At 35.7% G+C, this 25717-nt stretch carries 27 protein-coding genes and 1 riboswitch; of the genes, 15 read left to right on the forward strand and 12 right to left on the reverse strand.

Annotated elements, in window-relative coordinates; translation table 11 throughout:
• Positions 1-52: 52 nt before the first annotated feature.
• Entirely contained in the window at positions 53-658 is a 606-nt protein-coding gene (locus AC3EMB_RS06830; protein WP_000599010.1) for a DUF1648 domain-containing protein, read from the forward strand.
• Positions 659-698: 40 nt separating this feature from the next.
• Here the strand turns inward: AC3EMB_RS06830 and AC3EMB_RS06835 are convergent, their stop codons facing one another.
• The 4 genes from AC3EMB_RS06835 to AC3EMB_RS06850 all read right to left on the reverse strand — a co-directional run bounded on the left by AC3EMB_RS06835 (position 699) and on the right by AC3EMB_RS06850 (position 5962).
• A complete protein-coding gene (locus AC3EMB_RS06835) occupies positions 699-1526 on the reverse strand; it encodes a CAP domain-containing protein (protein WP_053564947.1) in 828 nt (275 codons plus the stop codon).
• A 465-nt stretch (positions 1527-1991) separates the two neighbouring features.
• On the reverse strand, positions 1992-3320 hold the full coding sequence (locus tag AC3EMB_RS06840) for a (Fe-S)-binding protein (protein ID WP_000209624.1): 1329 nt from the start codon (positions 3318-3320) through the stop codon (positions 1992-1994).
• A complete protein-coding gene (glcD, locus tag AC3EMB_RS06845; RefSeq protein WP_000890756.1) occupies positions 3317-4729 on the reverse strand; it encodes a glycolate oxidase subunit GlcD in 1413 nt (470 codons plus the stop codon). The genes AC3EMB_RS06840 and glcD overlap by 4 nt, the downstream gene beginning before the upstream one ends.
• 117 nt (positions 4730-4846) lie before the next feature.
• On the reverse strand, positions 4847-5962 hold the full coding sequence (locus AC3EMB_RS06850) for a CdaR family transcriptional regulator (RefSeq protein WP_000898640.1): 1116 nt from the start codon (positions 5960-5962) through the stop codon (positions 4847-4849).
• A 136-nt stretch (positions 5963-6098) separates the two neighbouring features.
• On the opposite strand from AC3EMB_RS06850, the gene AC3EMB_RS06855 reads away from it, so the two are divergent.
• The 9 genes from AC3EMB_RS06855 to AC3EMB_RS06895 all read left to right on the forward strand — a co-directional run bounded on the left by AC3EMB_RS06855 (position 6099) and on the right by AC3EMB_RS06895 (position 14410).
• Entirely contained in the window at positions 6099-7073 is a 975-nt protein-coding gene (locus AC3EMB_RS06855) for a YncE family protein (RefSeq protein WP_078401488.1), read from the forward strand.
• The gene (locus AC3EMB_RS06860) at positions 7066-7737 is read left to right on the forward strand and encodes a response regulator transcription factor (RefSeq protein ID WP_001046397.1); all 672 of its coding nucleotides are present in this window, start codon (positions 7066-7068) and stop codon (positions 7735-7737) included. Before AC3EMB_RS06855 ends, AC3EMB_RS06860 begins: the two co-directional genes overlap by 8 nt.
• Before the next feature lie 3 nt (positions 7738-7740).
• The gene (locus tag AC3EMB_RS06865) at positions 7741-9141 is read left to right on the forward strand and encodes a sensor histidine kinase (protein ID WP_053564942.1); all 1401 of its coding nucleotides are present in this window, start codon (positions 7741-7743) and stop codon (positions 9139-9141) included.
• Positions 9142-9523: 382 nt separating this feature from the next.
• Positions 9524-10213 (forward strand): FadR/GntR family transcriptional regulator, encoded by a 690-nt coding sequence (locus AC3EMB_RS06870; RefSeq protein ID WP_254904515.1) that lies wholly within the window; start codon positions 9524-9526, stop codon positions 10211-10213.
• Between the two features lie 168 nt (positions 10214-10381).
• On the forward strand, positions 10382-11101 hold the full coding sequence (locus tag AC3EMB_RS06875) for a (Fe-S)-binding protein (protein ID WP_000869147.1): 720 nt from the start codon (positions 10382-10384) through the stop codon (positions 11099-11101).
• A 16-nt stretch (positions 11102-11117) separates the two neighbouring features.
• A complete protein-coding gene (locus tag AC3EMB_RS06880; RefSeq protein WP_000061930.1) occupies positions 11118-12539 on the forward strand; it encodes a LutB/LldF family L-lactate oxidation iron-sulfur protein in 1422 nt (473 codons plus the stop codon).
• Positions 12539-13249, forward strand: a complete 711-nt coding sequence (locus AC3EMB_RS06885) for a LutC/YkgG family protein (RefSeq protein ID WP_423098385.1) — start codon at positions 12539-12541, stop codon at positions 13247-13249. Before AC3EMB_RS06880 ends, AC3EMB_RS06885 begins: the two co-directional genes overlap by 1 nt.
• Before the next feature lie 112 nt (positions 13250-13361).
• Entirely contained in the window at positions 13362-14084 is a 723-nt protein-coding gene (locus tag AC3EMB_RS06890; RefSeq protein WP_454500534.1) for a prepilin peptidase, read from the forward strand.
• A 14-nt stretch (positions 14085-14098) separates the two neighbouring features.
• Complete coding sequence (locus AC3EMB_RS06895) at positions 14099-14410, forward strand: cyclic-phosphate processing receiver domain-containing protein (protein ID WP_001103762.1); 312 nt, start codon at positions 14099-14101, stop codon at positions 14408-14410.
• Positions 14411-14437: 27 nt separating this feature from the next.
• On the opposite strand, the gene AC3EMB_RS06900 is transcribed toward AC3EMB_RS06895, so the two are convergent.
• The 7 genes from AC3EMB_RS06900 to phaQ all read right to left on the reverse strand — a co-directional run bounded on the left by AC3EMB_RS06900 (position 14438) and on the right by phaQ (position 19913).
• Positions 14438-15289 (reverse strand): formate/nitrite transporter family protein, encoded by an 852-nt coding sequence (locus tag AC3EMB_RS06900; protein WP_366987245.1) that lies wholly within the window; start codon positions 15287-15289, stop codon positions 14438-14440.
• A gap of 202 nt (positions 15290-15491) precedes the next feature.
• Positions 15492-16286, reverse strand: coding sequence for a TerC family protein (locus tag AC3EMB_RS06905; protein ID WP_000383326.1), 795 nt, complete (start codon positions 16284-16286; stop codon positions 15492-15494).
• 90 nt (positions 16287-16376) lie between these two features.
• A riboswitch (yybP-ykoY riboswitch) is annotated at positions 16377-16542 on the reverse strand.
• 38 nt (positions 16543-16580) lie between these two features.
• On the reverse strand, positions 16581-17900 hold the full coding sequence (locus tag AC3EMB_RS06910; RefSeq protein WP_000822356.1) for a TrkH family potassium uptake protein: 1320 nt from the start codon (positions 17898-17900) through the stop codon (positions 16581-16583).
• A gap of 114 nt (positions 17901-18014) precedes the next feature.
• Positions 18015-18200, reverse strand: coding sequence for an alpha/beta-type small acid-soluble spore protein (locus AC3EMB_RS06915; protein WP_000241212.1), 186 nt, complete (start codon positions 18198-18200; stop codon positions 18015-18017).
• Positions 18201-18348: 148 nt separating this feature from the next.
• Positions 18349-18792 carry a MaoC family dehydratase gene (locus tag AC3EMB_RS06920; protein ID WP_001067916.1) on the reverse strand — a complete coding sequence of 148 codons (444 nt, stop codon included), beginning with the start codon at positions 18790-18792 and terminating at the stop codon, positions 18349-18351.
• Positions 18793-18893: 101 nt separating this feature from the next.
• On the reverse strand, positions 18894-19418 hold the full coding sequence (gene phaP, locus AC3EMB_RS06925) for a polyhydroxyalkanoic acid inclusion protein PhaP (RefSeq protein WP_000448592.1): 525 nt from the start codon (positions 19416-19418) through the stop codon (positions 18894-18896).
• Between the two features lie 42 nt (positions 19419-19460).
• Positions 19461-19913, reverse strand: coding sequence for a poly-beta-hydroxybutyrate-responsive repressor (gene phaQ, locus AC3EMB_RS06930; RefSeq protein ID WP_000939954.1), 453 nt, complete (start codon positions 19911-19913; stop codon positions 19461-19463).
• Positions 19914-20111: 198 nt separating this feature from the next.
• Between phaQ and phaR the strand changes: the two genes are divergently transcribed.
• The 5 genes from phaR to AC3EMB_RS06955 all read left to right on the forward strand — a co-directional run bounded on the left by phaR (position 20112) and on the right by AC3EMB_RS06955 (position 25318).
• Positions 20112-20594, forward strand: a complete 483-nt coding sequence (phaR, locus tag AC3EMB_RS06935) for a polyhydroxyalkanoic acid synthase subunit PhaR (RefSeq protein ID WP_000566941.1) — start codon at positions 20112-20114, stop codon at positions 20592-20594.
• Between the two features lie 150 nt (positions 20595-20744).
• Positions 20745-21488: an acetoacetyl-CoA reductase gene (locus AC3EMB_RS06940; protein ID WP_000250407.1), complete on the forward strand. Its 744-nt coding sequence runs from the start codon at positions 20745-20747 to the stop codon at positions 21486-21488.
• Positions 21489-21571: 83 nt separating this feature from the next.
• Complete coding sequence (phaC, locus tag AC3EMB_RS06945) at positions 21572-22657, forward strand: class III poly(R)-hydroxyalkanoic acid synthase subunit PhaC (RefSeq protein ID WP_000206336.1); 1086 nt, start codon at positions 21572-21574, stop codon at positions 22655-22657.
• Between the two features lie 94 nt (positions 22658-22751).
• The gene (locus AC3EMB_RS06950) at positions 22752-23945 is read left to right on the forward strand and encodes an NAD(P)/FAD-dependent oxidoreductase (RefSeq protein WP_000772526.1); all 1194 of its coding nucleotides are present in this window, start codon (positions 22752-22754) and stop codon (positions 23943-23945) included.
• Positions 23946-23968: 23 nt separating this feature from the next.
• Positions 23969-25318, forward strand: a complete 1350-nt coding sequence (locus AC3EMB_RS06955; RefSeq protein ID WP_001204706.1) for a TrkH family potassium uptake protein — start codon at positions 23969-23971, stop codon at positions 25316-25318.
• A gap of 38 nt (positions 25319-25356) precedes the next feature.
• On the opposite strand, the gene AC3EMB_RS06960 is transcribed toward AC3EMB_RS06955, so the two are convergent.
• On the reverse strand, positions 25357-25692 hold the full coding sequence (locus AC3EMB_RS06960) for a DUF3905 domain-containing protein (protein WP_000726028.1): 336 nt from the start codon (positions 25690-25692) through the stop codon (positions 25357-25359).
• Between the last annotated feature and the right edge of the window lie 25 nt (positions 25693-25717).

Consider the following 25717-nt stretch of genomic DNA (forward strand, 5'->3'; position numbering starts at 1 on the left):
GATTTCTCTAAAAGGAGCGAAGCCGTTAAGAGAAAAGAGAGGTGAGAATCACTTGATCAAATATAAGTATGTACTTGGAATATTTTTCGCTTGTCTTTTAGTTACTCTATGTCTCTATCCCTATTTACCAACTCGTATGGCAGTACATTGGAATGTAAATGGTGAGCCAAACGAGTTTATGAGTAAACAAGTTGTTGTAGCATTTATTCCTTGTTTTATTATTTTTTCATATGGATTTTTGTATATTATTTCACATAATATATTTAAGTTTAATGAAAGAGAGCATGGTATTATAGACGGATTTATAAAGAAAATTACGTTATTTATGTTGTTTATTCATATGCTTATCCTCTTTATTAATTTTGAGGATTTGATATCCTTTCAAACAGGATTAACGATTGGGATTAGTATGTTTCTTTTTATGCTGAGTAAAGAATTTAAGAAAATAAAAGGCAAAGAAAAAGACCCAATTAAATTACAAAAAATTCGTTTAGTAAGTAGACGGATTTTTCAAGTGATGGCATGTGGCATATTGTTTTCATTGTTTTTGAACTTAGAGTGGGGATTTTATGTATTGCTTAGTGTAATAAGCTGTGGATCTATGCTATTTATGTTATATATTTTCTATTCATATATAATAGAAAGTTATGAAACTTAAAAAAGAGTCTTCTCATTATGAGAAGACTCTTTTAATCTATTTACTTTGTAATAAATTGTTGTGTCCAGTAGTTGCCGCTTTCTACATAACCAACACCGATGTGAGTGAAGCCGTTATTTAAGATGTTTGCACGGTGTCCAGCGCTGTTCATCCAAGCTTGTACCACTTCTTCAGGTGTACGTTGGCCTTGAGCGATGTTTTCACCTGCAGATGTATAAGAAATACCAAATTTCTTCATCATGTCAAACGGAGACCCGTATGTAGGGCTGTTATGATCAAAGTAGTTGTTTTTTTGCATGTCTTCAGACTTAATACGTGCTACTTTGCTTAATTCAGTATCGATTTTTAGTGCTGGTAAACCTTGTTTTGCACGCTCGGCGTTTGTTAATTCAACAACACGTTGTTCGAACTCGCTTAAAGATTTTGCTTCTTCAGCAGGCTTTTGCTCAGCTGGTTTTTGTTCAGCAGGTTTTTGCGTATTGTTGTTTTCAGCAGGCTTTTGAGCTTCTGGTTTTTGAACTTCTTCAGCAGGCTTTTGCTCGGCAGGTTTTTGCTCAGCAGGCTTTTGAGTTTCTGGCTTAGCTGTTGGTTGCTCAGTTACAACATTTTCAGTAGGTTGTTGACCAGGAATGAAGCAGTTTGGTTGGAAGTTTCCTTGTTGCCATTGTGCTAATGATTCAACTCCCATAGATTGTAAGAATGCTTGTAGTTCTTGTTGGCTCATTTGCTTCATCATCATTTTTGAATGCTGAATATTTTGAACCTTTATGTTAGATGGTTGTACTGTTGCAGCTTGTGCATCTAGAGAAGATACTCCTAAAGTAAGAGCTGTTGCAGCAGCTACAGATAATAAAACACGCTTTTTCATGATGTGTGTCCCCCTATATAAAGTTTTAATTTGTTTTCACACGATTTGTTTTTGACAGCCTGTCTGACTGACAAATTCATCGTAGCATACAATTTGCGAGAAAAAAGATGGAAAAAAATTCATAGACTTTAAAATTACCTAATTTATCCTAAGAGAAGAAGGGAGCAAAAATAAGAGAAATATAGAGTATAAAAGGAATTTATAGTGTTTTTATACTTGGTTTTAAGAGGGGATTTTTGGATAAAGTTACCTAAATAGAAAATGAAGAATCCTATTGTATCAATGGTTTGAGCGATTTTTTGAGGAATATAATGGATTGATTTTTACAAAACTGTAATGTTTCTGTTGTTCTTTTTTATAATAAAGTAACATATTTTTAATGTTGTAGCAGACAAAAAAGCGGCTATCTCTTTACATAGACGAAGGAGATAGCCGTTTTCCTATTATTACGTATGTTACGAGTTATTACGAGTTAGTTTCAATTGCTTCTAATAATAAATCCACAATGTGAATTCCTCTCATTTTATGAGAAAGCCCTTCTCGCTCAATGCCCAATTTCATTTGTAATAAACAACCTGGATTTGCAGTAACAATGGTTGCTGCGTCTGTTTCATGCACACGGTCCATTTTGTAATCTAGAAATTCCATTGATAACTCTGAATGAACAATATTGTAAATACCAGCAGAGCCACAGCAGCGGTCCGCATCTTTCATTTCTCGATATGTTGCACCTTGGATAGCCTCTAGTAACATACGAGGTTCAGAAGATGTGCGCATAACATTGCGTAAATGACAAGAGTCTTGATACGTAATAACCTGCGGCGTGAGTCGTAAGTCAGTTCGCTTATGGAAGTCTAGTTCTACTAGTATAGCAGTAATATCTTTAATCTTAGAAACAAACTGCTTAGCACGTTCAGCCCAATCCGGATCATCCTTTAAAAGATAATCATAGTCTACGAGGTAAGCTCCGCAACCTCCTGCATTCGTAATAATATAGTCGATGTTTAAATCTTCGAATGCTTTTATATTTCGCTTTGCTAATTCTTTTGCTCCACTCTTTTCACCAGCATGTCCATGCAATGCACCGCAGCAACTTTGTGTTTTCGGAATAACAATATCACAACCAGCTAATTGAAGAAGTTTCATCGTTGCGTTATTTGTTTCTAAAAACATCGTATCCATTAAACAGCCTGCGAAGAATGCAACTTGTTTTTTCTTTGTACTTTCTGCAGGTAAAAATGAAGGACGATCTTTCATTGCTTTCATTTTAGGGACTTTTGGTAAAACGAGATCCATCGTTGCAAGTGTTTCAGGGAATAACTTCATAATACCTGTTTTATGTGTTAGCGTTTGTAAACCAGAACGTTGATAAAATCCGATTAGTCCGGTTAATGTTCGCATTCGATTTTGATGGGGGAATAATCCTTCAAAAACGACTTTTCGAACAGCTTTCACTGGCATTGAGAATTTTTTATTTTGATTAATAATATCTCGAGCCTCTTCTAATAAATGTCCATAATTTACACCAGATGGACAAACAGGCTCACAAGCACGGCAACCAAGACAAACGTTTAATGTATTTTCAACATCTTCATCTGGTTCGATTAAACCATCAACGACTGCTTTCATTAATGCGATACGTCCGCGTGGTGAATGTGACTCTTTATATCCGGATTGAATGTAGGTAGGACAAGTAGGTAAACAAAAACCGCATCGCATACAGTTAAGTAGCTCATCTTCACTTAATCGTTCTTTAAATTCTTTTTGAATATTTTCTTTATTTAATGTGGTCATCGCTCAACCACCACTCTTTTTCGAGTGTCTTTCGCGAACATTTTTCCAGGGTTCATAATGTTGTTTGGATCGAAAGCTTGCTTTATTCCTTGCATAGCTGCAATACCTTCTTTACCTAATTTCATTTCTAAATATGGAGCTTTCATTGCACCAACACCATGTTCACCAGTAATTGTGCCACCAAGTTCAATTGCTTTCGCAAATATTTCAGCAAAAGCTTGTTCAGCTCGGTGCATTTCTTCTGCATTACGAGCATCTGTCATACAAGTTGGATGTAAGTTACCATCACCAGCGTGTCCAAACGTACAAATAGGAATATTATATTTTTTTGCAATGGCATTAATAGCTTCAACCATTGGAGCGATTTGTGAACGTGGTACAGTCGCATCTTCTAATATTGTAGTAGGTTTTAATCGTGCGAGCGCTGATAGAGCACTACGGCGAGCAGTACGAAGCGCATCTGCTTCTGTTTCATCTTTTGCAATGCGAACATCAACTGCATTCATAGAGCGGCAAACGTTAGCCATGTTTTCAATATCTCGATTGACTACTTCGGGCGGGCCGTCTTGTTCGATTAATAAAATTGCTTTTACGTCAGTTGGTAAACCGATTTGCGCAAACTCTTCTACTACTTCAATTGTCGGTTGGTCTAAGAACTCCAGTGTTGCTGGAATGATTTTATTTGCAATAATAGAAGAAACAGCACGTGCAGCTTCATTAATATCTTCATATAGTGCAAGCATTGTTTTCTTTGTTTCAGGCATAGGAACAAGTTTTAATATAGCTTCTGTTACCACGCCAAGTGTTCCTTCAGAACCGATAAATAACCGAGTTAAATCGTAACCAGCTACATCTTTTGCTAATTTACCACCAGTGCGAATAATATCGCCATTTGGTAAGACAAGTTCAAGCCCCATTACATAATCACGTGTTACGCCGTATTTCAAACCGCGTAATCCACCTGAGTTTTCATTAATATTACCGCCGATTGTAGAAATTTTCATCGAGCTTGGATCTGGTGGATAAAATAAACCTTTTTCTTCTACCGCTTTAATAATATCAAGTGTAATGACACCAGCTTGTACAGTAATTGTTAAGTTTTCTTCATCAATTTCTAAAATATTGTTCATATGGCGGAAAATAAGGACGATACCGCCTTCAAGTGGACATGTTCCTGCGCAAAGATTTGTTCCAGACCCGCGCACATACACAGGAATTTTGTGAGTGTTACATACTTTTAACACTTCAGCTACTTCATTTGTATTACGAGGAGCAATGACTGCATCAGGCATTGCTTGGAAGTTTGGAGTGGCATCATAACTATAAGTTAAACGCCCCATATTGGATGTATCTACATTATCTTCGCCAACAATAGATACGAATGAATGAATAATTTGTTTTTCTAACATTGGAAATCCCCCTCAAACTGTTAACGTGTTTAGTTATAATAAACAACGTGGTAACAGTGCTTTCATTATAATGATAAAAAAGTGGAGGGATTCTTTCTATGTATAATCATCTAAAGATTAATCTGTTTTATCGTTCTTTTTTGTATGATCATCTAATAGGAGGAGTGCGAAGTATAAAACGTTTAAGTCTTTGAATTGTTTTGGATCAAGTCCTGTATGTTCTTCAATCTTTTTTAGCCTGTAATGTAATGTGTTAATGTGTATATGTAATTGTTTAGCCGTCTGTTTATAAGATTGGTTATAATCGATAAATAAGCGCAAAGTATGCATAAGCTCAGGAAATGATAATAAGTTTTCGATGGTACGCTCTAGAAATTGTTCACGCGTTTCGGCAGAAATATCTTGTAAACACATTTCTAAACGTAAATCTTCATTAAATACAATTTTTTTCGTTTCCAATGATACAGAAAGAGCGCGTAATGCTTGTTCGTAACATATGTTCATATTGTTTGAGGTAACTGTTTGTCCAATCCCGATATATAAAGGAATAGAAAATAAAGTTTCGCAGTCTTGTTTTAACCGTTTTAAAAATTGATAAGTTTGCTCTTTGGAGCTCGTTGCTGTAAATAAAATAAAACGATCATTTCCCCAACGAACAAATAGATGCTCTTTTGTTAAAATATTACGTATGTGTTGCCATATTTTACGCTGGAGCATCGTGTCATTTTTGCCAATAGAAAACAAAATAAGTTGTTTTTTCTTATATAAATCAATGCCAAGTGTTTTGGCGCGATCAAGAAAACTCGGGGACCACTCTGTATTTTGAAGCCAATCAAAGACGAAAGCTTCATAAGAACGGTGCTCAAGTTCTAGTTGCTCTAAAAAGTAGTTTTCATGAATTAATAATTCGGTCATCTTACGCAATATTTCGCCGTAGCGTGAAATATTTTCAGGTTCTCCTGTAATTCCAATGACACCAATTACTTCATCATGAAATAATAAAGGAAGATTCATCCCAGCCTTTACACCTTGCAATCGCCTTTCATCTTCTTTTGTAATGATGACGGTTTTCTTTTGTTTGGCGCAGCGGAGTGCACCTTCATGAAATTGACCAATTCTTTCTGTATCTGTACTTGCGATAATAACGCCTTCTATATTAATGATAATAATATTTTCTGTAATTAGTCTGCGTACTTCTCGTACAATTTTATTCGCTAAATCAGGAAATAGCATAATTGACACACCTCAAATTCTATTTATTGTACATTATATATGTAAATTGAGTAAGAAAGGAAAATTTCACACTTTCCACACATTTATTTGTTATTTTACAATTATAACGAAATCATCCGAAGATGGAGGGAATCTTTTGAGAAAGTATGTTTTTCTTCTCTGTTTTTTATTTCTATTAGTAGGGTGTCAAGGAAGTTCATATACACCAATTGCTAAAGATAAAAATGTTATTATAACAACGAATATAAAAGAAGGCAGTATTAGTTTTATTGATAAAAAAGATAAAAAGTTAATCACGACATGGGAACTAAATGAGCCAATGGCCGGAATCACACTGCTTCCAAATGGTGAGGAAATACTTGTATACGGTAAGCAATTAGAATATATGTATGTATATTCACTAACGGAAGGAAGGCAAGTGGAAAAATATAAAACTGGAAAAGGCATTGTAAATGTGGTCGTATCAGCAGATAAAAAACAATTATTTGCTGCTGATCAAAATGCTCAAAAGGTAAGGTTCTTTACGATAAATGGGAAAGAGACAGGAAATGTTTCAACAGGAAAAGGGCCTATAACGATGGTAGAGTATCATAATCGGTTATCTGTACTAAACTTTTATGATACGAAACTAACGACAATTGATACGAAGAAAAAAGAAGTTATTCAATCCTTTATGATTCCGCCAGCATCAACAGGAGCGACGATTAGTCCTGATGGGAAAGAAATATGGATTGGCGGACATGGTGATGGAAATCAAGTAAATGAGAAAGTGTTAGTGTATTCTTTACAGAGTGGAGAAATGGTGCGTTCTTTACACGCTCCATTTATGCCTGTGAATATAACGAAGGATAGTAAGTACGTATATGCACTCAGTCATGGATCGAATACACTTAGAAAGTTTGATATTAGCACATATAAAGAAATAGCTTCTGTAGAAGTAGGGTCGAATCCATTTGCATTTTTGGAGAGCGGAGCAGAAGGATATGTAGCCAGTTATGATAGTGATGAAGTGTGCGTTATGGATATGAAGAATTTGAAAATAAAACAAACAATTAAAGTCGGAAAAGGACCGTTTCAACTCTTAGAGAGGGAAGGGAAGGAAAATGAATAAATATAGAGTGCTAGTTGTAGATGATGAAAGTGATATGAGGCAGCTTGTTGGAATGTATTTGGATAACTTTGGATATGAGTGGGGAGAAGCTGAGAATGGAAAAGAGGCTCTTAAAAAACTAGAAACGGATCATTATGATTTCGTTGTATTAGATATAATGATGCCAGAAATGGATGGACTTTCAGTTTGTAAAGAAATTAGAAAAACGTCAGATGTGCCGATTATATTTTTAACCGCAAAAGGTGAAGAGTGGAATAGGGTGAACGGCTTACGTATGGGAGCAGATGACTATATTGTAAAACCGTTTAGTCCTGGTGAATTAGTTGCCCGTATGGAAGCTGTGCTAAGAAGATATACAAAGCAAGAACAGCAAGAAGAGATTCAATTTGGACCAATTCTTATCAATGAAAAAAGTAGAAGAATCGAGGCGGATGGTGAGTCGATTTCTCTTACTGTAAAAGAGTTTGATTTACTATATTTTCTTTGCCAGCATACAGGACAAGTATTTAGCCGGGAGCAATTACTTGAAAAGGTATGGGGATATGATTATGCCGGAAGTACAAGAACAGTAGATACGCACGTGAAAACGATGCGCTTGAAGCTTGGAGAAAGTGGAAACTACATTCAAACTGTTTGGGGTGTAGGCTATAAATTTGAGGTGTAACGTATGTTTACAATGGTACAAAAACTTTGGCTTACAGTAGTATGTGCAGTATGTGTAACAGTGTCCTTTCTTTATTTCGTATCTTTATACTCGTATGAAAAACTATACGTTGATAATTTAAAAGGTTCATTAGTAATGGAAGGAAAAAATCTTGCTGCCCAATATGATAAGCACGAAGGAATATCAACTTTTGAAGAGAAAGTAAGATCGTTTGATCAAATATCTAGTTCAGACGTTATTTTCGTGTCTAATCCGCGTGATTTAAGTGCATGTTTGCCTTTTGATGTGCATCATCATTCCCTTATAAGTGAAGGAGATAGGCAAACGCTATTAGATGGGAAAACTGTGACAAAAATAGGATATGAAGAACATTTTGACCGTAATATTATGGGGGTTGTCATCCCTGTATTGGAAAATAAAAAATTAGTCGGAATTGTCTATTCGTATATTCCTTTAAAAAGTATAAAAGATTTAATCTATGATATGGGTCTTATTTTAGCACCGTTAGCAATTGCTATGATTTTAATTACGATATGGGTTGGAAGAAAAATTATAATTGCAATTACGAAGCCACTTTCGCAAATGGAACGGGTTGCAAATCATTTGGCTACGGGAGATTTCTCGGAGCGGATTACAGTTTCTTCAGAGGATGAGATTGGACGACTAGGAAAAGCATTTAATAAAATGGCCAATTCATTAGAAACAGAAGATGTAAAGCGTAAGGAATTTTTAGCAAATGTTTCGCATGAACTTAGAACACCACTTAGTTATATAAAAGGGTATAGCGAGGCTATTTTAGATGGCGTTGCCAAGGGACCGCAGCAGGAAAAAGTAACGCAGCTAATTCATAAAGAAGCAGGTCGTATGCAGCGTCTCGTTCATGACTTGTTAGACTTAGCACAATTAGAAGGTGAGCACTTTCCGTTAAAGAAGCAACCTATCGTTTTTTCACAGCTGATTGAAGACGTATTAGATACGTATGAGATTAAGTTTATAGAAAAGGAACTTCATATTTCAACCAATTTAAATCCAGAGATCATTGTCATGATTGATGAGGATCGTATGCAACAAGTGCTTCATAATGTGTTAGATAATGCGATACGGTATACAAATCAAAACGGAAATATCGTTATAACTTTAGAGCAAATCGATGATTACTGTGAATTGAAAATAAAAGATACAGGAATTGGCATTGATATAGAGCATTTGGAGAATCTTGGGGAACGCTTTTACCGAGTTGATAAAGCGAGAAGTCGTCAACACGGTGGAACAGGTTTAGGCCTTGCTATTGTGAAACAAATTGTTCATATACATGGTGGACAGTGGAAAATTGAAAGTGAAAAAGATAAGGGAACAACGGTTATTATTAAACTGAATGTACAGGATGAGGGGGGCATGTTCTAATTTTTAGGACATGTTCTTTATATTGAAGAAAATATTTATCCCGCTATTTGCCGGACAGTAAGACCCTCACCTCAAAATTCAACGGAAGCAAAGAAGTTAGGTGGAGGCCCTGCTGTCCGTAAAAGCCCGATTGGTGAGGGCTAATAATCAGTGGGGGATGAACAAAACCCCTACTGATTAAAGTTTCACTTTATACGTAAAAATATAAATTAATATGTAATAAATATCGAAAACTTGACTATTTTATGAACAAAACATTTGTACTTCTTATCAATTCGGTCTAAAATAGTTATGATGCAAAGTTCTTATAAATCGTTTCAATTGTTGTTTGGAAGATACTGAGGTGATTTAACTGGAGTACAAATCTATTAAACCGAAAAAAATTTACGAAGAAGTATCTGAAGCTATTTTAACAATGATTAAAAATGGTACGTTAAAACCTGGTGACAAACTACTCCCTGTGCATCAATTAGCTGAGCAGTTTCAAGTTGGTAGATCTGCTGTTCGTGAAGCGCTAAGTGCGCTAAGAGCGATGGGCTTAATTGAGATGAAACAAGGAGAAGGTACATATGTGAAGAACTTCGATTCTTCTTCATTAACGAAATCATTAAACAATAGATTATTAATGAAGAAAGAAGATATTTTGAATTTATTAGAAGTACGAAAGGTGCTTGAAGTGGGGGCAGTTCGAGTAGCGGCGGCAAAACGTACGGAAGATAATTTACAAAATATGAAACATTGGTTAGATGAAATGGCAAAGAGCATTGGAGATGAAAAGGCTGGCGAAAAAGCCGATTTTCAATTCCATATGGGAATTGCAGAGTCTTCGCATAATAACATTTTGCTTGAACTCATGAATCATGTTTCAGAGATGATTGCTGAAACGATTGGTGAATCAAGACGCATTATTTTATATGGTGAACAAACGACATCAGAACGACTTATAGAAGAGCATCAAGTTATATATGATGCGGTGTTAAAACAAGATGTAGAATTAGCGCAGCAAGCAATGCTAGATCATTTAACAAATGTAGAACATATTGTCACAGGTAAAAACGATATAAATTCGTAATTTAATCTTTTAAAAATTTAATTTTCTGATAAAATAGAGAAAGATTAAGTAAGCGTTTTCTTTAGAAGAGGGAGAGGATAGGCCATGGTTGAGCCTATTTCTTCTCTACTCGGTCATCTGATGACCATATGTTTGTTGGCGAAGTTGTAAAAAGGGGGAGTAATAGTTATGAAAGTTACTTTATTTGTTACTTGTTTAGTCGATATGTTCGAAACAAATGTCGGCAAAGCAACAGTTGAAGTGTTGGAGCGTTTAGGTTGTGAAATTGAATTTCCAGAAGCACAAGTTTGTTGTGGCCAGCCTGCTTATAATAGTGGCCATGTAGAAGCAGCAAAAGAAGCGATGAAACATATGATTGAAACTTTCGAAGATGCAGAATATATCGTTACGCCATCTGGTTCGTGTGCGACAATGTTTCATGAGTATCCGCATGTTTTCAAAGATGATCCAAAGTGGGCTAAACGTGCACAAAAAGTTGCTGATAAAACCTATGAATTTACACAGTTTATTGTAGATGTTTTAAAAGTTACAGATGTTGGTGCAAGTTTACCAGGGATAGCTACTATTCATAAATCATGTCATATGACACGTATGCTCGGAATAAAAGAAGCACCAGGAATTTTATTATCAAATGTAAAAGGATTAACTGTGAGAGATTTACCAAACGTGCAAAATTGTTGCGGGTTTGGGGGAACGTTTTCAGTTAAGATGACTCCAATTTCTGAGCAAATGGTAGACGAAAAAGTAGATAGTGTAATGGAAACAGGTGCAGATTATTTAATCGGTGCAGATTGTGGGTGTTTGTTAAACATTGGCGGACGTATTGAGCGTTTAGGAAAAGAAGTAAAAGTAATGCATATTGCTGAGGTACTGAATAGTCGCTCATGAAGGGGGAACATAAGCTATGTCTATGAAAATCAGTGAGAAAAAATTTAATGATCGCGTTGGTGATGGAATTCAAGATTCGTTTATGCGCGGAGCAGTTTCTTCTGCACAAACGCGTTTATATACGAATCGCTTAAAAGCCGCAGATGAATTAGGAAACTGGGAAGAGTGGCGAGAACTAGGTGAACAAATTCGTCAACATACGTTAGAAAATCTTGATTATTATTTAATGCAGTTAAGTGAAAATGTATCAAAAAGAGGCGGACACGTGTACTTTGCGAAGACGAAAGAGGAAGCAGCAAAGTATATTCAAGACGTTGCCAAAAAGAAACAAGCGAAAAAAGTAGTAAAATCAAAGTCGATGGTAACAGAAGAAATCAGTATGAATCATGCGCTTGAAGAGATTGGCTGTGAAGTGTTAGAGAGTGACTTAGGAGAGTATATCTTGCAAGTAGATAACGATCCACCTTCACATATTATTGCACCTGCACTTCATAAAAATAGAACGCAAATTCGCGATGTATTTAAAGAAAAGCTAGGCTATGAAAATTCTGATGACCCGTATGAAATGACAAAGTTTGTTCGTAAACAACTTCGTGAGAAATTTATGGATGCAGAAATTGGTGTAACTGGTTGTAATTTTGCTGTTGCAAATACTGGCTCTCTTTGTTTAGTAACGAATGAAGGTAATGCAGATCTTGTTATGTCAATTCCGAAAACACAAATTGCGGTAATGGGTATGGAACGTATGGTTCCGACAATGGAAGAATTAGATGTTTTAGTTGGTTTACTATGTCGTAGTGCAGTAGGTCAAAAATTAACAAGTTATGTAACAGTAGCAGGACCAATTCAAGAAGAGGAAGTTGATGGACCTGAAGAATTCCATTTAGTTGTTGTTGATAATGGTCGCTCTCAAATTCTGGGATCTGAATTCCGTTCAGTATTACAATGTATTCGTTGCGCTGCTTGTGTTAATGTATGTCCTGTATATCGTCACGTTGGTGGACATTCATATGGATCGATTTACTCAGGACCAATCGGTGCGGTATTAACACCGCTTCTAGGTGGATATGATGATTACAAAGAGCTTCCTTATGCATCTAGTTTATGCGGAGCATGTACAGAAGCTTGTCCAGTAAAAATTCCATTGCATGATTTATTATTAAAACATCGTCAAGTTATTGTTGAGCAAGAAGGTCGTGCACCACTTGCAGAAAAACTAGCGATGAAAATGTTTAGTATGGGTGCTTCTTCAGCTGCTTTATATAAAATGGGGTCAAAAATGGCACCAGCGGCAATGAGTCCATTTACATCTGGTAATCGTGTATCAAAAGGTGTTGGACCACTTAAAAACTGGACGGATATTCGGGAATTCCCAGCTCCAAGTAAAGAGCGATTCCGTGATTGGTATAAAGATCATAAGAAAGGCGGGGATAAATAATGACAGGATTAATTCAAAACCGTGATGCCTTTCTAGATAACATTGCAAAAGAACTTGGGCGCGCGCGTAAAACAGAAGGTATAGAGCGACCAGTATGGAAAAGTAATGTGAATATAGAAACGTTAAAAGATTGTTCACAAGAAGAATTACTAGAAGTGTTTAAAAAGCAATGTACAAACATTCATACAACTGTAGTAGAAACGACAAATGACCGATTAGGTGAAGACCTTCAAAAAGTAATCATGGAAAACGGCGGTGGACCTATTTTATTATCAGCAGATGAGCGTTTTGATGCATATGGTTTAACATCTTTATTTAAAGAAGAACTTCCAAAGCGAGACGTTGAAGTAAACGTATGGGATCCAGAGAGAAAAGACGAAAATATGCGTTTAGCTGAAAAAGCGAATATTGGTATTGCATTTAGTGATTATACATTAGCTGAATCTGGTACAATTGTTGTACAAAGTCATAAAGGGCAAGGACGTTCTTTACACTTTTTACCGACTGTATATTTTGCTATTATTCCACGTGGAACACTTGTGCCTCGTATTACACAAGCAGTTCAGGATATGAACTTACGCGTAGAAAATGGGGAGAGAGCGGCATCTTGTATTAACTTTATTACAGGGCCAAGTAACTCGGCTGACATTGAGATGAATCTTGTTGTCGGAGTACATGGACCATTAAAAGCAGTATATTTCATCGTATAAAAGAGGGGAAAGCAGGCCAGAAAATGGCCTGCTTTTTAGTAGAATAAAGGATAATATGAAGTAGAAGTTCTCTCCTTTTTTTGCTATGTTTTTTGGGAAAGGAGAGGAAGGGATGTTCACTTATTTATATGCACTGTTAGCAGGGATGGTGTTTGGTTCTTTTTTTATGCTAGTTGCGATGAGGGTTCCATTAGGTGCGTCTATTATTACCCCGCGTTCACATTGTTATTATTGCAAATATGTGCTAAGGCCAAAAGAACTAATCCCCATCATTTCATTTTATATACAAAGAGGATGTTGTACGAATTGTAAGAGGAAAATTCCAATTATGTATGTAGCATTTGAATGTATAACAGGAAGTATATTTCTTCTTACCGTGTATATGATTGGAATAGAACGAGAGCTTATTATCATTTTATCCCTTTTTTCGCTACTTCTTATTATTTCAGTTACAGATTACTTATATATGTTAATTCCTGATTGTATTTTAATTTCGTTTGCCGTTTTACTCATTCTTGAAAGTGTTTTTGTACAATTAGTTACTTGGACAGATAGTATAGTTGGTAGTGGTGTTATATTCATTTTGTTATATTGCATGAAAAAGATATATCCAGAAGGGCTTGGCGGAGGTGATATAAAACTACTTTCGTTACTTGGGTTTATAGTAGGAGTGAAAGGCGTTTTTATCATTTTATTTTTAGCATCTTGTTTCAGTCTTTGTTTCTTTGGGGTGGGTATCGTATTAAAACGTATAGAAGTACGAAAACCAATTCCATTTGGTCCTTTTATTAGTCTTGGGGCAATATGTTATGTATTGGCCGTATATTCAAATTAGAGAGGGAATAGAAAATGAACGTATATATGGATGATCAAAGAAGTTGCCCGTTCGGGTATGTGCCCGCAACTACAGTAGAATGTGCTTTGCAAATGGTTCGGGATTATGATGTGAATATTCTTTCCCTTGATTTTAATATGGGATGGGGAGCAAAAAATGGACTGGATTTTGTAGAAGCTTTTTGTACAGAGGGGTTATATGTAAATGAAATTCACCTTCATACGAATGATGTCATCGGTATGCACAAGATGAAACAGAGAATGGATAAGGGAAAGGAAGAAGGAGAAATTAATCCTCACCTTGTTGTTAAATACGTGGGAAGCTAAAAACTCCAAAGTAAAACTTTGGAGTTTTTAATGTTTCATATGTGCTTGTAAAGGAATAATCTCTTCTTGTTGAGCTGCTGCGATTTCAGTTTCTTCCTGTTGAACTTCAGGTGTTTTTTTTGTTAAGTAGTGGTATACCATACCGACAAATACTGATCCGCCAATAATGTTACCGATTGTAACAGGAATTAAGTTATGAATAGCACCTGAAAAAGAAATTGTCTCAGGATGTGGTGAAACTAAAGATAAAGCAAAGAGTGACAAGTTTGCAATACTATGTTCGTAACCAGATAAGAAGAATGTGAAAACAAGTAGCATCATGACCATTATTTTTGCCGTGTCGCCTTTAACCTGAGATGGTAAGAAGCAAGCAAGACATACGAGCCAGTTACATAAAATGGCTTTAAAGAATAACTGCATTGTAGGTGTGTTCATCTTTCCTTCAACGACTTTATTCATTAGGTGACCGTGATCAATTGCTTCAAAAATTCCAGTTGCGTAAAATAGTAAGGCAAAGAATAACGCGCCGGCTAAGTTACCTGCATAACAAGCAACCCAGTTACGAAGTGTATCAGAAATCGTTGTTTCTTTTCTTAAAGTTGCTACAGTAAAGTACATTGTGTTTCCAGTAAACAATTCAGCACCGCCATATATAATAAGTACGAGAGCAATCCCGAAAAACATAGAAGCAGTTAAATAAGTTGCTGGTGAATCTGCAATGTGAAAAAAGTTACCTAATTTAAAACATAGTACAATAATAAAACCGATATAAATACCCGCAAGTGCAGCACGAATGAAATATTGCATTGGGTTTGTATCTAGCATTTTCTTTTTGCTTTTAGCCAGTTTGACAACATAATCTAGTCCTTGTTCTAGCATGAGTAATACGCTCCTTTAGTAAATCTTCTATAAATACTCCTTATATGAATAAAGTACATGGAATTGTTCTCACTTTCAATAAGTTTGTGCAATGTTTCACAAAAAGGACATACATACGTTAAGAAAACGTTTACAAAAGATAGTATAATGGAATTTTTTCTGGACATTGAGAGGAAGAAAGGAAAAAGAAAAAGCGCTGTAATTACAGCGCTTTTTCGTCTAAATTCTTTTCTACTTTTACTTCTACTTCTTTTGAGAAGAACCAACCACCAACTGCGATTCCGACTAATACAATCCAGAATGTAAGCTTCCACGGAGTGGATTCTGGGAATGAATGTGGAATTACATTTAATGCAGGGTGTGCTAATGTATAAACTGCTAGCTTCACACCAACCCAACCTACAATTAAGAATGCTGCAGTTTCAAGTCCTGGTTTACGTTTTAAGATTTGTACGAATGCAGTTGCTGCAAATCGCATAATGATTAATCCGATAAGTCCACCTACAAAGATAACAACGAATTGCCCTGTATCTAGACTACCAATTGTACCTAATCCTGTTTTTGGTAAAGTCATTGCTAGTGCAACGGCAGCTAAAATTGAATCAACTGCGAAGGCGATATCAGCAACTTCAACTTTAAATACAGTCCACCAGAAGTTCTCTTGTTTTTTCTTTGCTTCTTTTTCTTCTGTTTCTTCATCTGTATTCTTTTTAACATATGTTTTAAATAAGTGATTACCAGCGATAAACATAAGGTAGATGGCACCGATTGCTTGCACTTGCCATACATCGACTAAGAACGAAATCATAAATAACGATCCAAATCGGAAAACAAATGCCCCCGCTAATCCGTAAAATAGTGCTTTCTTTCGTTTTTCTTCTGGTAAATGTTTTACCATAATTGCAAGAACAAGAGCGTTATCAGCCGCTAAAATCCCTTCAAGTGCAATTAGGATGAGTAATACCCAACCATACTCCAATAATAATGATACATCCATGTACATTCTCCTCTCATCTCTATAAGTTCTAAATAAGTGAAGAATTTCCCCACTATTTAGTTTCCCCATACTCCTGCCTATTAACTTTGGAAGAATTTGGAAATGAATACAAAAAAGACCTCTGCCGTTAATAGGCAAAGGTCTTGCTAGACATATGTAATAAAAATGCCAACAAAGCCGGAAGAACTAAGTTCTACGTAATGACGACTTTGTTTCCAAGAAATATTCTTGGACGCTACTCCCCTTTGGAGATATGTTATTGTATTCTCATTATATGGATAATTGATACGGTTGTCAACCTGTTAAAATATCTTCATTAGGATATTTTATTTTCCGGTTCTTTTTACGAGCAAATGAAAAAGCCAATGTTAAAGGCCCCATTTTCCCAAAAAACATCATAAAGATAATAATAGCTTTTCCGATTATAGTTAAGTGGGGTGTTAAGTTCATACTGAGGCCAACAGTCCCGAATGCTGAAAATACTTCGAAAGCACTCATCAATAGAGGAACTCGCTCAGTAATACTCAAAATTAAAATAGCAAAAAAGATAAATGAAATGGAAATAATAGTAATGGTTAATGATTTGACAATGAGAGTATCTTTAATGGATTTTTTAAATACGACAATATCCTCTTGTTCTTGTAAAAATTTAAATACGCCAAAAAATATGATTAAAAATGTTGTTAACTTAATCCCACCACCCGTTGAAGCACTACCAGCACCAATAAACATAAGGAGCATCATTAATAGGAGGGAAGGTTTTGACAATGTAGAAATATCAACAGTATTAAACCCGGCAGTTCGTGTTGAAATTGCTTGAAAATAAGAGGCCATTCCTTCTTCAAATGGGGTAAAACCTCTCATAGAAAGGGAGTTATGGAACTCGAATATAAAAATAAAAAGGGTAGCAATAATGTTGACGATTAGAGTAGAAGTGAGCATAAGTTTTGAATGTAGTGTAAGGTTTTTAAAGTTTTTCTTTCTTTTTATGTCTACAATTACTGTAAAACCAATTCCACCTAAAATGATGAGAGAGGAAATGACGAAATTGACAAGAATGCTATGAGAATGGGACATTAAATTATCGCTCCACACAGAAAAACCAGCATTGTTAAAGGCTGAGATTGAATGGAAAAAACTATAATAGATCCCTTTGGCAACCCCATATTTGGGTACCCATTCAAAAGAAAGAATTAAAGTAGCGATACATTCGACTGTAAAAGAGAATAAAAATAATGCTTTGGCAAGACGGATAACGCCGCCGATATTCGTTTGATTTAATGCTTGTTGTAATAAAATACGGTTTTGAAGACCGATTTTTCTTCCGAGCATAATAGCAATTAAGACCGCAAAGCTCATAATGCCAAGCCCGCCAACTTGTATAAGCGTTAAAATGACACATTGTCCAAATAAAGTAAACACTTTTCCAGTATCCACAACACCAAGCCCAGTAACAGTACAAGCGGAAACGGTTGTAAATAAGGCATCGAGCCATGAAATGGACGTTGTCGTAGCAATTGGCAGTTTTAATAAGCATGTGCCGACAACTGATAATACAATAAAAGATAAAGTAAGAACGCGGGGAGGGCTCATGCTAATATTAATCCGTTTCATGTCACATATTGCTCCTTTCGTTTTGCTTTGATTAGTATGTGAAAAAGCACTATTATGTATGTTGAAAATAGAAAGAGGCAGATAATATCTGCCTCTAAGCCATATGTTATATAATTATCCACGTAATTGTTGTTGAGCTAAAGCAACAAGACGTTTTGTTACTTCACCGCCAACTGAACCGTTAGAACGAGATGCTGTATTAGAACCTAAGCTTACACCAAATTCTTGTGCAATTTCATATTTAAATTGTTCAAGCGCTTGTTCTGCACCTGGAACTAATAATTTGTTTGTTTTTACCATGTTGATACACATCCTTATGAGTAGTCCAGTTCAGCTAAGTTCTTATCTAAACTGGTAACGTTATTTTATGTGGAAATGACATACTCATACGCGGAAGTAATCGGTGCGATTAGAAGTTCTTGGATAGAAAAAAAGAGTAGCAACTTTGCTACTCTTTTTTTAGTATTGTCGCTGTTCCTTCCACGACAATATCATCTGATTGATTATATATGTTTGTTTGCAACGTAATGATTTTTTTATCGTCACGCTTCTTAATAACCTCTGCCACAACACGAAGTGTATCACCGATTTTGACAGGGGCACGGAATGAAACATTTTGGGATAAATAAATCGTATTTTTGCCTGGGAGTTTCGTTCCAAGGATAGTAGAAATAAAACTCGAAACGAGCATACCGTGAGCAATACGTTCTTTAAACATTGTCGTTTTTGCAAAAGAATCTAAAATGTGAATAGGATTCACATCTCCAGTCAATTTTGCAAAATTGATAACATCTTCATCTGTAATTGTTTTTGTAAGGGATGCTTGATCACCGACTTGAATCTCATCATAACGAAGCTCCGGAACAGTTTGTGCTTCTTGAAATGGATTCATTTTGTCCTCCTTCTTTTCCATATCGAAAAATGTTAGCCATCTTGATGTAGTAGGAGGAAGAAAGAGTTTTGTTTGTGCTGCAGTTAGCTCCCACATTTTTCTTACTTGATGGAAGTAAATAGATTTTTTGAGTTTTCCTCGAACTTTTTTGCGAGTTCCAACTGTTTTGACTTGAACTCTTCCAAAAAACCCTCTAACTGTTTTTGAGCCTCTTCACGTTGTAATTGTTGTTGCTCAATAAATTGTTTTGTTGTTTCTTCAAATTGACCGCTTGTTTGTGTCAGAATTGACAAAGATGTTTTTGTAGGAGAAACAGTAAGCTGCTGCATATGAGCAGAAAGTTCTTTCCACTTGTCTTGCCACTCGTTAATTTGATCATTTAAGGAGTTACCAGTTAATTGTTTCACGTAATCTGTATATTGGTTATTGAACTGAGCAGTGATTTGTTGTAGTTCTTTTTCTAGTTCATCTACTCCTGATGTTAATTTATGCAAAGCGTCTTGTTGTTGTTTTAATGTTTCTAAAGTAAGTTGCTCTAATTGTTTCCCAGCTGAAGAAAAAAGGGAAAGTGATTGAGACCAGTTTTTCCAAAATGCATCGACTAATTCGTATGGTTTAGTTTCCATTGTTTGACCCCCAAATGTTTTTTTGCATATTGTGAACGCAGATTACTCTGCTGTACCACCAGGTGAAGATGAAGAATCCTTTTCATCCTTTTCTGGAGAAGTAGAAAATGGAAAGAATGCATTGGTGTATAACGTGAAAAACGTCCGCAACATATTTTGATAATGTTCAAAAGAAGTCGCACATGTTGTTAAATATTGCTCTCCATATTCAGTTAAAGAATAAATTCTTTTTGCCGGCCCTCCATCGCTTGTATCCCAAGTAGAAGAAATAAGGTTTTCTTTTTCTAATTTGCGTAGTGTTCTATAAACATTACCTTGGTCAACAGAAGAAAAGCCGATATCCATTAGCATTTGAATAAGTTTGTAACCATGAAGACTCCAGTCTTTTAGACAGAGAAGTAAGAAGGGAACTAAGAAGTTTTTTGGCATGGAGTTTGGTTGTTTCGCTTGGTTGTTCTCCAAACTTTCGCGTTGTTCTGGTTCATTTTGTAGCATGATTGTGCATCACCTCATGAATCAGTTAGATGGAATTTTTTGCTTATAAGTGCAATTTACACCTATCTGTTTTTAAAGTCAACACATTTGTTAGAAAATAGAAAAAAATAAAATATAGACTTGAAGTTTTATTCAGAATATTAGAAAATAGTGAATAGGTTGAATTGTTTCAAAAAAGAAAAAGGGAGTGTAGGTAAAGTGATTGATCAAAAATTCGATCCACTACAAGCATGGAAAAATGCTTATGAACAAACCGAAACATTTTGGGGAAAAGCGCTCAATGAAACAATTAAAACAGAAGAATATTCTGCTTGGATGGGCAGCGTTCTAGATTTGAATTTGTTTTATCAAAAAGCATTAAATGATACGACAAAAAACTATTTAGAACAAGTAAATGTGCCGACGAAAGAGGATATCGCAAGAGTGGCTACGCTTGTTATTAACTTAGAAAATAAAGTAGATAATATTGAGGAGTTTCTAGAGGAGAAAGTAGATTCTTTAGGACAAGCTCCTACATTAAAGCGTGATGTGACAAAAGTGAAACAAGATATTCGTACGCTTGAAACAAAAGTAGATCAAATTTTAGAATTGCTAGAAAAGCAAAATGCAGTACTAGCTAAACTACAAGTACCTGTAAAAGAAGAGATAAAGCCTGCGAATAAGCCGGAAAATAAAAAATGATAAAAGCGCTTGTTTATAACAGGAAAAAGAGAGAGGGAGAATCTCTTTTCACATGTAAACGGCGAAACATAATTATATAGGGACTCTACAGTATGAGTACCAAAATGATTCATAACAATCGTTCACAAATTCATTTAAGGGGGAAAAGAAATGGTTCAATTAAATGGCAAAGTAGCAATCGTAACAGGTGGAGCAAAAGGGATTGGAAAAGCAATTACAGTAGCTTTAGCACAAGAGGGCGCTAAAGTTGTTATTAACTATAATAGCAGTAAAGAAGCAGCTGAAAACTTAGTAAATGAACTAGGAAAAGACGGACATGACGTTTATGCAGTGCAAGCGGATGTTTCAAAAGTAGAAGATGCAAACCGACTTGTAGAAGAAGCTGTGAATCATTTTGGTAAAGTTGATATTCTTGTTAATAATGCTGGTATTACAAGAGATCGTACATTCAAAAAGTTAAATCGTGAAGATTGGGAGCGCGTAATTGACGTGAATTTAAGTAGCGTATTTAATACGACAAGCGCGGTTCTTCCATACATAACGGAAGCGGAAGAAGGAAGAATTATTAGCATTTCTTCTATTATTGGTCAAGCAGGTGGATTTGGCCAAACAAACTACTCAGCAGCAAAAGCGGGTATGTTAGGATTTACAAAATCATTAGCGTTAGAACTTGCAAAAACAAATGTCACTGTAAATGCAATTTGCCCAGGATTTATTGATACTGAAATGGTAGCAGAAGTGCCAGAAGAAGTACGTCAAAAAATCGTTGCAAAAATCCCGAAAAAACGTTTTGGTCAAGCTGATGAAATTGCAAAAGGTGTAGTATACCTATGCCGTGACGGTGCGTATATCACAGGTCAGCAATTAAACATTAACGGCGGATTATATATGTAATGAAGTAAGAAAAAAGTGCATATCCATAGCAGGAATGCACTTCTTTTTTTAAGAAGGAAATCGACCAAAAAGGAGATAAAAAAATGACTACATTCGCAACAGAATGGGAAAAGCAATTAGAGCTATACCCAGAAGAGTACCGAAAAGCATACCGCCGAGTGAAAAGGGCGAGTGAAATTTTATTACGTGAACCAGAGCCGCAAGTAGGATTAACGCCGAAAGAGGTTATTTGGACGAAGAATAAGACGAAGCTTTATCGCTACATTCCAAAACAAGAAAAAACACAAAGAGTTCCAATTCTGTTAATATATGCTCTTATTAATAAACCATATATTATGGATTTAACTCCTGGAAATAGTTTAGTGGAATATCTAGTGGATCGTGGTTTTGATGTGTATATGCTTGATTGGGGCACATTTGGTTTAGAAGATAGTCATTTGAAATTTGATGATTTCGTGTTTGATTATATTGCAAAAGCAGTAAAAAAAGTAATGCGAACTGCAAAATCGGACGAGATTTCTTTACTTGGTTATTGCATGGGTGGAACGCTAACTTCTATTTATGCAGCACTTCATCCGCACATGCCAATTCGTAATTTAATTTTCATGACAAGTCCTTTTGATTTCTCTGAAACAGGATTGTATGGTCCTTTGTTAGATGAGAAATACTTCAATTTAGATAAAGCGGTTGATACATTTGGAAATATTCCGCCAGAAATGATTGATTTCGGAAACAAAATGTTAAAACCAATTACGAACTTTGTCGGTCCATATGTTGCTTTAGTAGATCGTTCAGAGAATGAGCGCTTCGTCGAAAGCTGGAGATTGGTTCAAAAGTGGGTTGGTGATGGTATTCCGTTCCCAGGTGAATCATACAGACAGTGGATTCGTGATTTTTATCAAAATAATAAACTGGTTAAGGGTGAACTCGTTATTCGCGGACAAAAGGTAGACCTTGCAAATATTAAGGCGAATGTCTTAAATATTTCCGGGAAACGTGATCATATCGCTTTGCCATGTCAAGTAGAAGCATTACTAGACCATATTTCTAGCACAGATAAACAATATGTATGTTTACCGACAGGGCATATGTCTATCGTTTACGGTGGAACAGCTGTAAAACAAACATATCCGACGATTGGAAATTGGCTTGAAGAGCGTTCTAATTAAAAATAAAAAATCCAACTAGCCTATGTTAGTTGGATTTTTTTATGGAAAATAACAAAACATAGAAAGGAGAAACTTATATTTTAGGAGTATAATTATGAAACTTATGAACGGTAAGTTGTTTTGGAATACAGGAGTTTCTGTACCTTGTTATCCACTGTTAGAAAATGATATGATATGTGATGTGCTCGTAGTCGGAAGCGGCGAAGCTGGTGCTCATATAGCGCATTCGTTAGCGAAAATTGGCATGAGTGTTACGCTTATTGAAAAAAGAGCAATTGGGTGTGGTAGCACAGCTGCTAATACAGGTTTACTACAATTCCTTCATGATAAATCGTTAACCTCCCTTATCCATACATTTGGTAAAGAAAAAGGGGTACGAGCATATAAGCTTTGTTATGAAGCGCTAAGAACAATGGAAGAGGTTATACCGACTCTTGATATTGATCCCCATTTTATTCCGCGAAATAGTTTATATTATGCAAGTAAAAGTGAGGATGTCTCATTTTTACAAGAGGAATATAATACGTTACAGAATTATGGATTTCCAGTTGAATATTTTACAGAAGCTGATATTAAGAAACGTTATTCTTTTGCAAAACAAGCAGCGTTATATACGCAAGGTGATGCTGAGGTGAATCCGTATTTATTAGCGCATAGTTTTTTGCATAAAGCAAACCAAATAGGAGCTAATATATATGAACATACAGAGGCAATACATATAAAAAAACGCCAAAATGATTTAATTTGTTACACGAAAACAGGAAATCAAATTGTAGCAAAGAATATTATTATGGCGACAGGTTATGAAGCGCTTTTTGGAAAGAAAGAAAAAAATACAACAGTAGAAACTTCTTATGCAATTGTAACAAATGAAATAGATCAGTTTGAAGGCTGGCATGAGCGATCGTTAATTTGGGAAACGGAACGGCCTTACTTATATTTTCGAACGTATCGAAACCGCATTATTGTAGGCGGATTAGATGAAGCGATGCAAATTCAAACAATCGGTGATACGAAATTATTGCATAAGCGTGATATCCTTATTAATATTGTAAAAGAGATGTTCCCGCAGTATAAAAATATACAGGCAGACTACTATTGGGCAGCCGCATTTGGTGGTACTCATGATGGTCTCCCCATTTTAAAAGAAGACGAAAAGATACATAATTTATTTTACGCATTGCCGTATGGAGGTAATGGAACTGTATATGGAATGGTCTTTGCCAAATTATTTGAACAGTTATTTACAAATAAAGAAAGGGAAGATTTTTCTTTATTTAATCGATAGAAAAAAGGTAGCGAAGTGATGGAATGAGAGATATAAAAAAGTTTTTACAAAAATTACGTCCAGTACAACTCATTGTTTTATTTTATTTATTAGCAGTAGTTGTATCGGTAATCTTGCTTAGTTTACCGTTTGTTACGAAACCTGGTGTGAAATGGACATTTATAGATGCCCTTTTTACATCGGTTAGTGCGGTAAGTGTTACGGGGCTGTCTGTTATTACGATTTCAGATACGTTTACTACAGCAGGAATTATTGTTTTAGCCCTTATTTTACAATTAGGCGGCTTAGGAATTATGGCGCTTGGTACATTTGTTTGGATTATTACGGGGAAAAAGATTGGTTTGCAAAGAAGAAGATTAATTATGGCAGACCATAATCAAGGAAATTTATCGGGTCTTGTAGAATTGATGCGTTCTATTTTAATTGTAATTATTTCGATAGAACTTATTGGAGCAATCCTATTAGGTACAAGATTTTTACTTTACTTTCCGACTTGGCAAGAAGCTTATTTTCACGGTTTCTTTGCAGCAGTTAGTGCGACTACGAACGGTGGATTTGATTTAACAGGACAATCGTTAATTCCGTATAAAAAAGATTATATTGTTCAAATGATCCATATGTTACTAATTATTTTAGGAGCGATTGGTTTCCCTGTGCTAATGGAAGTGAAACAATTCCTTAGTAAAAGAGGACAACAATTATTTCGTTTTTCATTATTTACAAAATTGACGACAACAACATTTTTTGCACTCGTTGTTGTTGGTACAATTATGATTTTTTTACTGGAGAGAAATCACTTTTTAGTAGGAAAGTCATGGCATGAAACGGTATTTTATACATTATTCCAATCTGTGACGACGCGAAGTGGTGGACTTGCTACGATGGATATACGTGAATTGTCACAACCGACGCTTTTATTTATGAGTATATTAATGTTTATAGGGGCATCTCCCAGTTCGGTTGGGGGCGGAATACGTACAACTACATTTGCTGTTAGTATATTGTCACTATACACCTTTGCAAGGGGCGGTAGAACAGTTAGAGTCTTCAAACGTCAGCTACATGAAGAGGATGTACTAAAAGCATCTGTCGTTATGACGATGGGGATTTTGTTATGTGCTACTGCGCTATTCATTTTATCTATTACGGAAAATGTACCGCTTATGAGCTTAATTGTTGAAGTTTGTTCTGCTTTCGGAACGACGGGACTATCAACAGGTGTTACGCCTGATTTAACAACTGTTGGGAAACTTGTACTCATTGTGCTTATGTTTATCGGACGCGTTGGTATTTTAACATTTATTTTAGCTAGTGGTGGAAGGGAACAACCACCTCGCTATAAATACCCGAAAGAGCGGATTATTATTGGATAGTATGAAACCATTCTACCTACGTTAGGTAGAATGGTTTTTTAGTCGTTAATGCCAAATTGTGGATGCATAAAAGCTTCATTTTTATTATCCACTTCGTTTTTTAGTAACTCTTGATTTTCTTCTGAAATCCACCCAATATCATTTGTCGGATGGATCCACTCATCGCCAGCCATAATGGCAGGATCTACTTCATCACTCCAATTGTTAAGCGGACTGTTCTCGGAATTATATTTACTGTCTCCAATTACAACATTATATTGATTCACAAAAGGTTGTTGCATCGTTTTTCCTGTTCCTTTAAAAGATGGAAAATTCATTTGATGCGGGAGCGTTTCGTCTAAAATTGGTGATTGAATCTTTTCTTTTTTCTTCAAAATTATCGCTCCTTTTTATAATGAT

Source organism: Bacillus sp. LQ16 (genome assembly GCF_057784645.1).

Bases quoted from the DNA above. Each gene is read 5' to 3' on its own strand.
- AC3EMB_RS06835 (WP_053564947.1), bottom strand. From the start codon at position 1,526: ATGAAAAAGCGTGTTTTATTATCTGTAGCTGCTGCAACAGCTCTTACT.
- AC3EMB_RS06840 (WP_000209624.1), bottom strand. From the start codon at position 3,320: ATGACCACATTAAATAAAGAAAATATTCAAAAAGAATTTAAAGAACGA.
- glcD (WP_000890756.1), bottom strand. From the start codon at position 4,729: ATGTTAGAAAAACAAATTATTCATTCATTCGTATCTATTGTTGGCGAA.
- AC3EMB_RS06850 (WP_000898640.1), bottom strand. From the start codon at position 5,962: ATGCTATTTCCTGATTTAGCGAATAAAATTGTACGAGAAGTACGCAGA.
- AC3EMB_RS06860 (WP_001046397.1), top strand. From the start codon at position 7,066: ATGAATAAATATAGAGTGCTAGTTGTAGATGATGAAAGTGATATGAGG.
- AC3EMB_RS06865 (WP_053564942.1), top strand. From the start codon at position 7,741: ATGTTTACAATGGTACAAAAACTTTGGCTTACAGTAGTATGTGCAGTA.
- AC3EMB_RS06875 (WP_000869147.1), top strand. From the start codon at position 10,382: ATGAAAGTTACTTTATTTGTTACTTGTTTAGTCGATATGTTCGAAACA.
- AC3EMB_RS06880 (WP_000061930.1), top strand. From the start codon at position 11,118: ATGTCTATGAAAATCAGTGAGAAAAAATTTAATGATCGCGTTGGTGAT.
- AC3EMB_RS06885 (WP_423098385.1), top strand. From the start codon at position 12,539: ATGACAGGATTAATTCAAAACCGTGATGCCTTTCTAGATAACATTGCA.
- AC3EMB_RS06890 (WP_454500534.1), top strand. From the start codon at position 13,362: ATGTTCACTTATTTATATGCACTGTTAGCAGGGATGGTGTTTGGTTCT.
- AC3EMB_RS06895 (WP_001103762.1), top strand. From the start codon at position 14,099: ATGAACGTATATATGGATGATCAAAGAAGTTGCCCGTTCGGGTATGTG.
- AC3EMB_RS06900 (WP_366987245.1), bottom strand. From the start codon at position 15,289: ATGCTAGAACAAGGACTAGATTATGTTGTCAAACTGGCTAAAAGCAAA.
- AC3EMB_RS06905 (WP_000383326.1), bottom strand. From the start codon at position 16,286: ATGGATGTATCATTATTATTGGAGTATGGTTGGGTATTACTCATCCTA.
- AC3EMB_RS06910 (WP_000822356.1), bottom strand. From the start codon at position 17,900: ATGAAACGGATTAATATTAGCATGAGCCCTCCCCGCGTTCTTACTTTA.
- AC3EMB_RS06915 (WP_000241212.1), bottom strand. From the start codon at position 18,200: ATGGTAAAAACAAACAAATTATTAGTTCCAGGTGCAGAACAAGCGCTT.
- AC3EMB_RS06920 (WP_001067916.1), bottom strand. From the start codon at position 18,792: ATGAATCCATTTCAAGAAGCACAAACTGTTCCGGAGCTTCGTTATGAT.
- phaP (WP_000448592.1), bottom strand. From the start codon at position 19,418: ATGGAAACTAAACCATACGAATTAGTCGATGCATTTTGGAAAAACTGG.
- phaQ (WP_000939954.1), bottom strand. From the start codon at position 19,913: ATGCTACAAAATGAACCAGAACAACGCGAAAGTTTGGAGAACAACCAA.
- AC3EMB_RS06940 (WP_000250407.1), top strand. From the start codon at position 20,745: ATGGTTCAATTAAATGGCAAAGTAGCAATCGTAACAGGTGGAGCAAAA.
- phaC (WP_000206336.1), top strand. From the start codon at position 21,572: ATGACTACATTCGCAACAGAATGGGAAAAGCAATTAGAGCTATACCCA.
- AC3EMB_RS06950 (WP_000772526.1), top strand. From the start codon at position 22,752: ATGAAACTTATGAACGGTAAGTTGTTTTGGAATACAGGAGTTTCTGTA.
- AC3EMB_RS06955 (WP_001204706.1), top strand. From the start codon at position 23,969: ATGAGAGATATAAAAAAGTTTTTACAAAAATTACGTCCAGTACAACTC.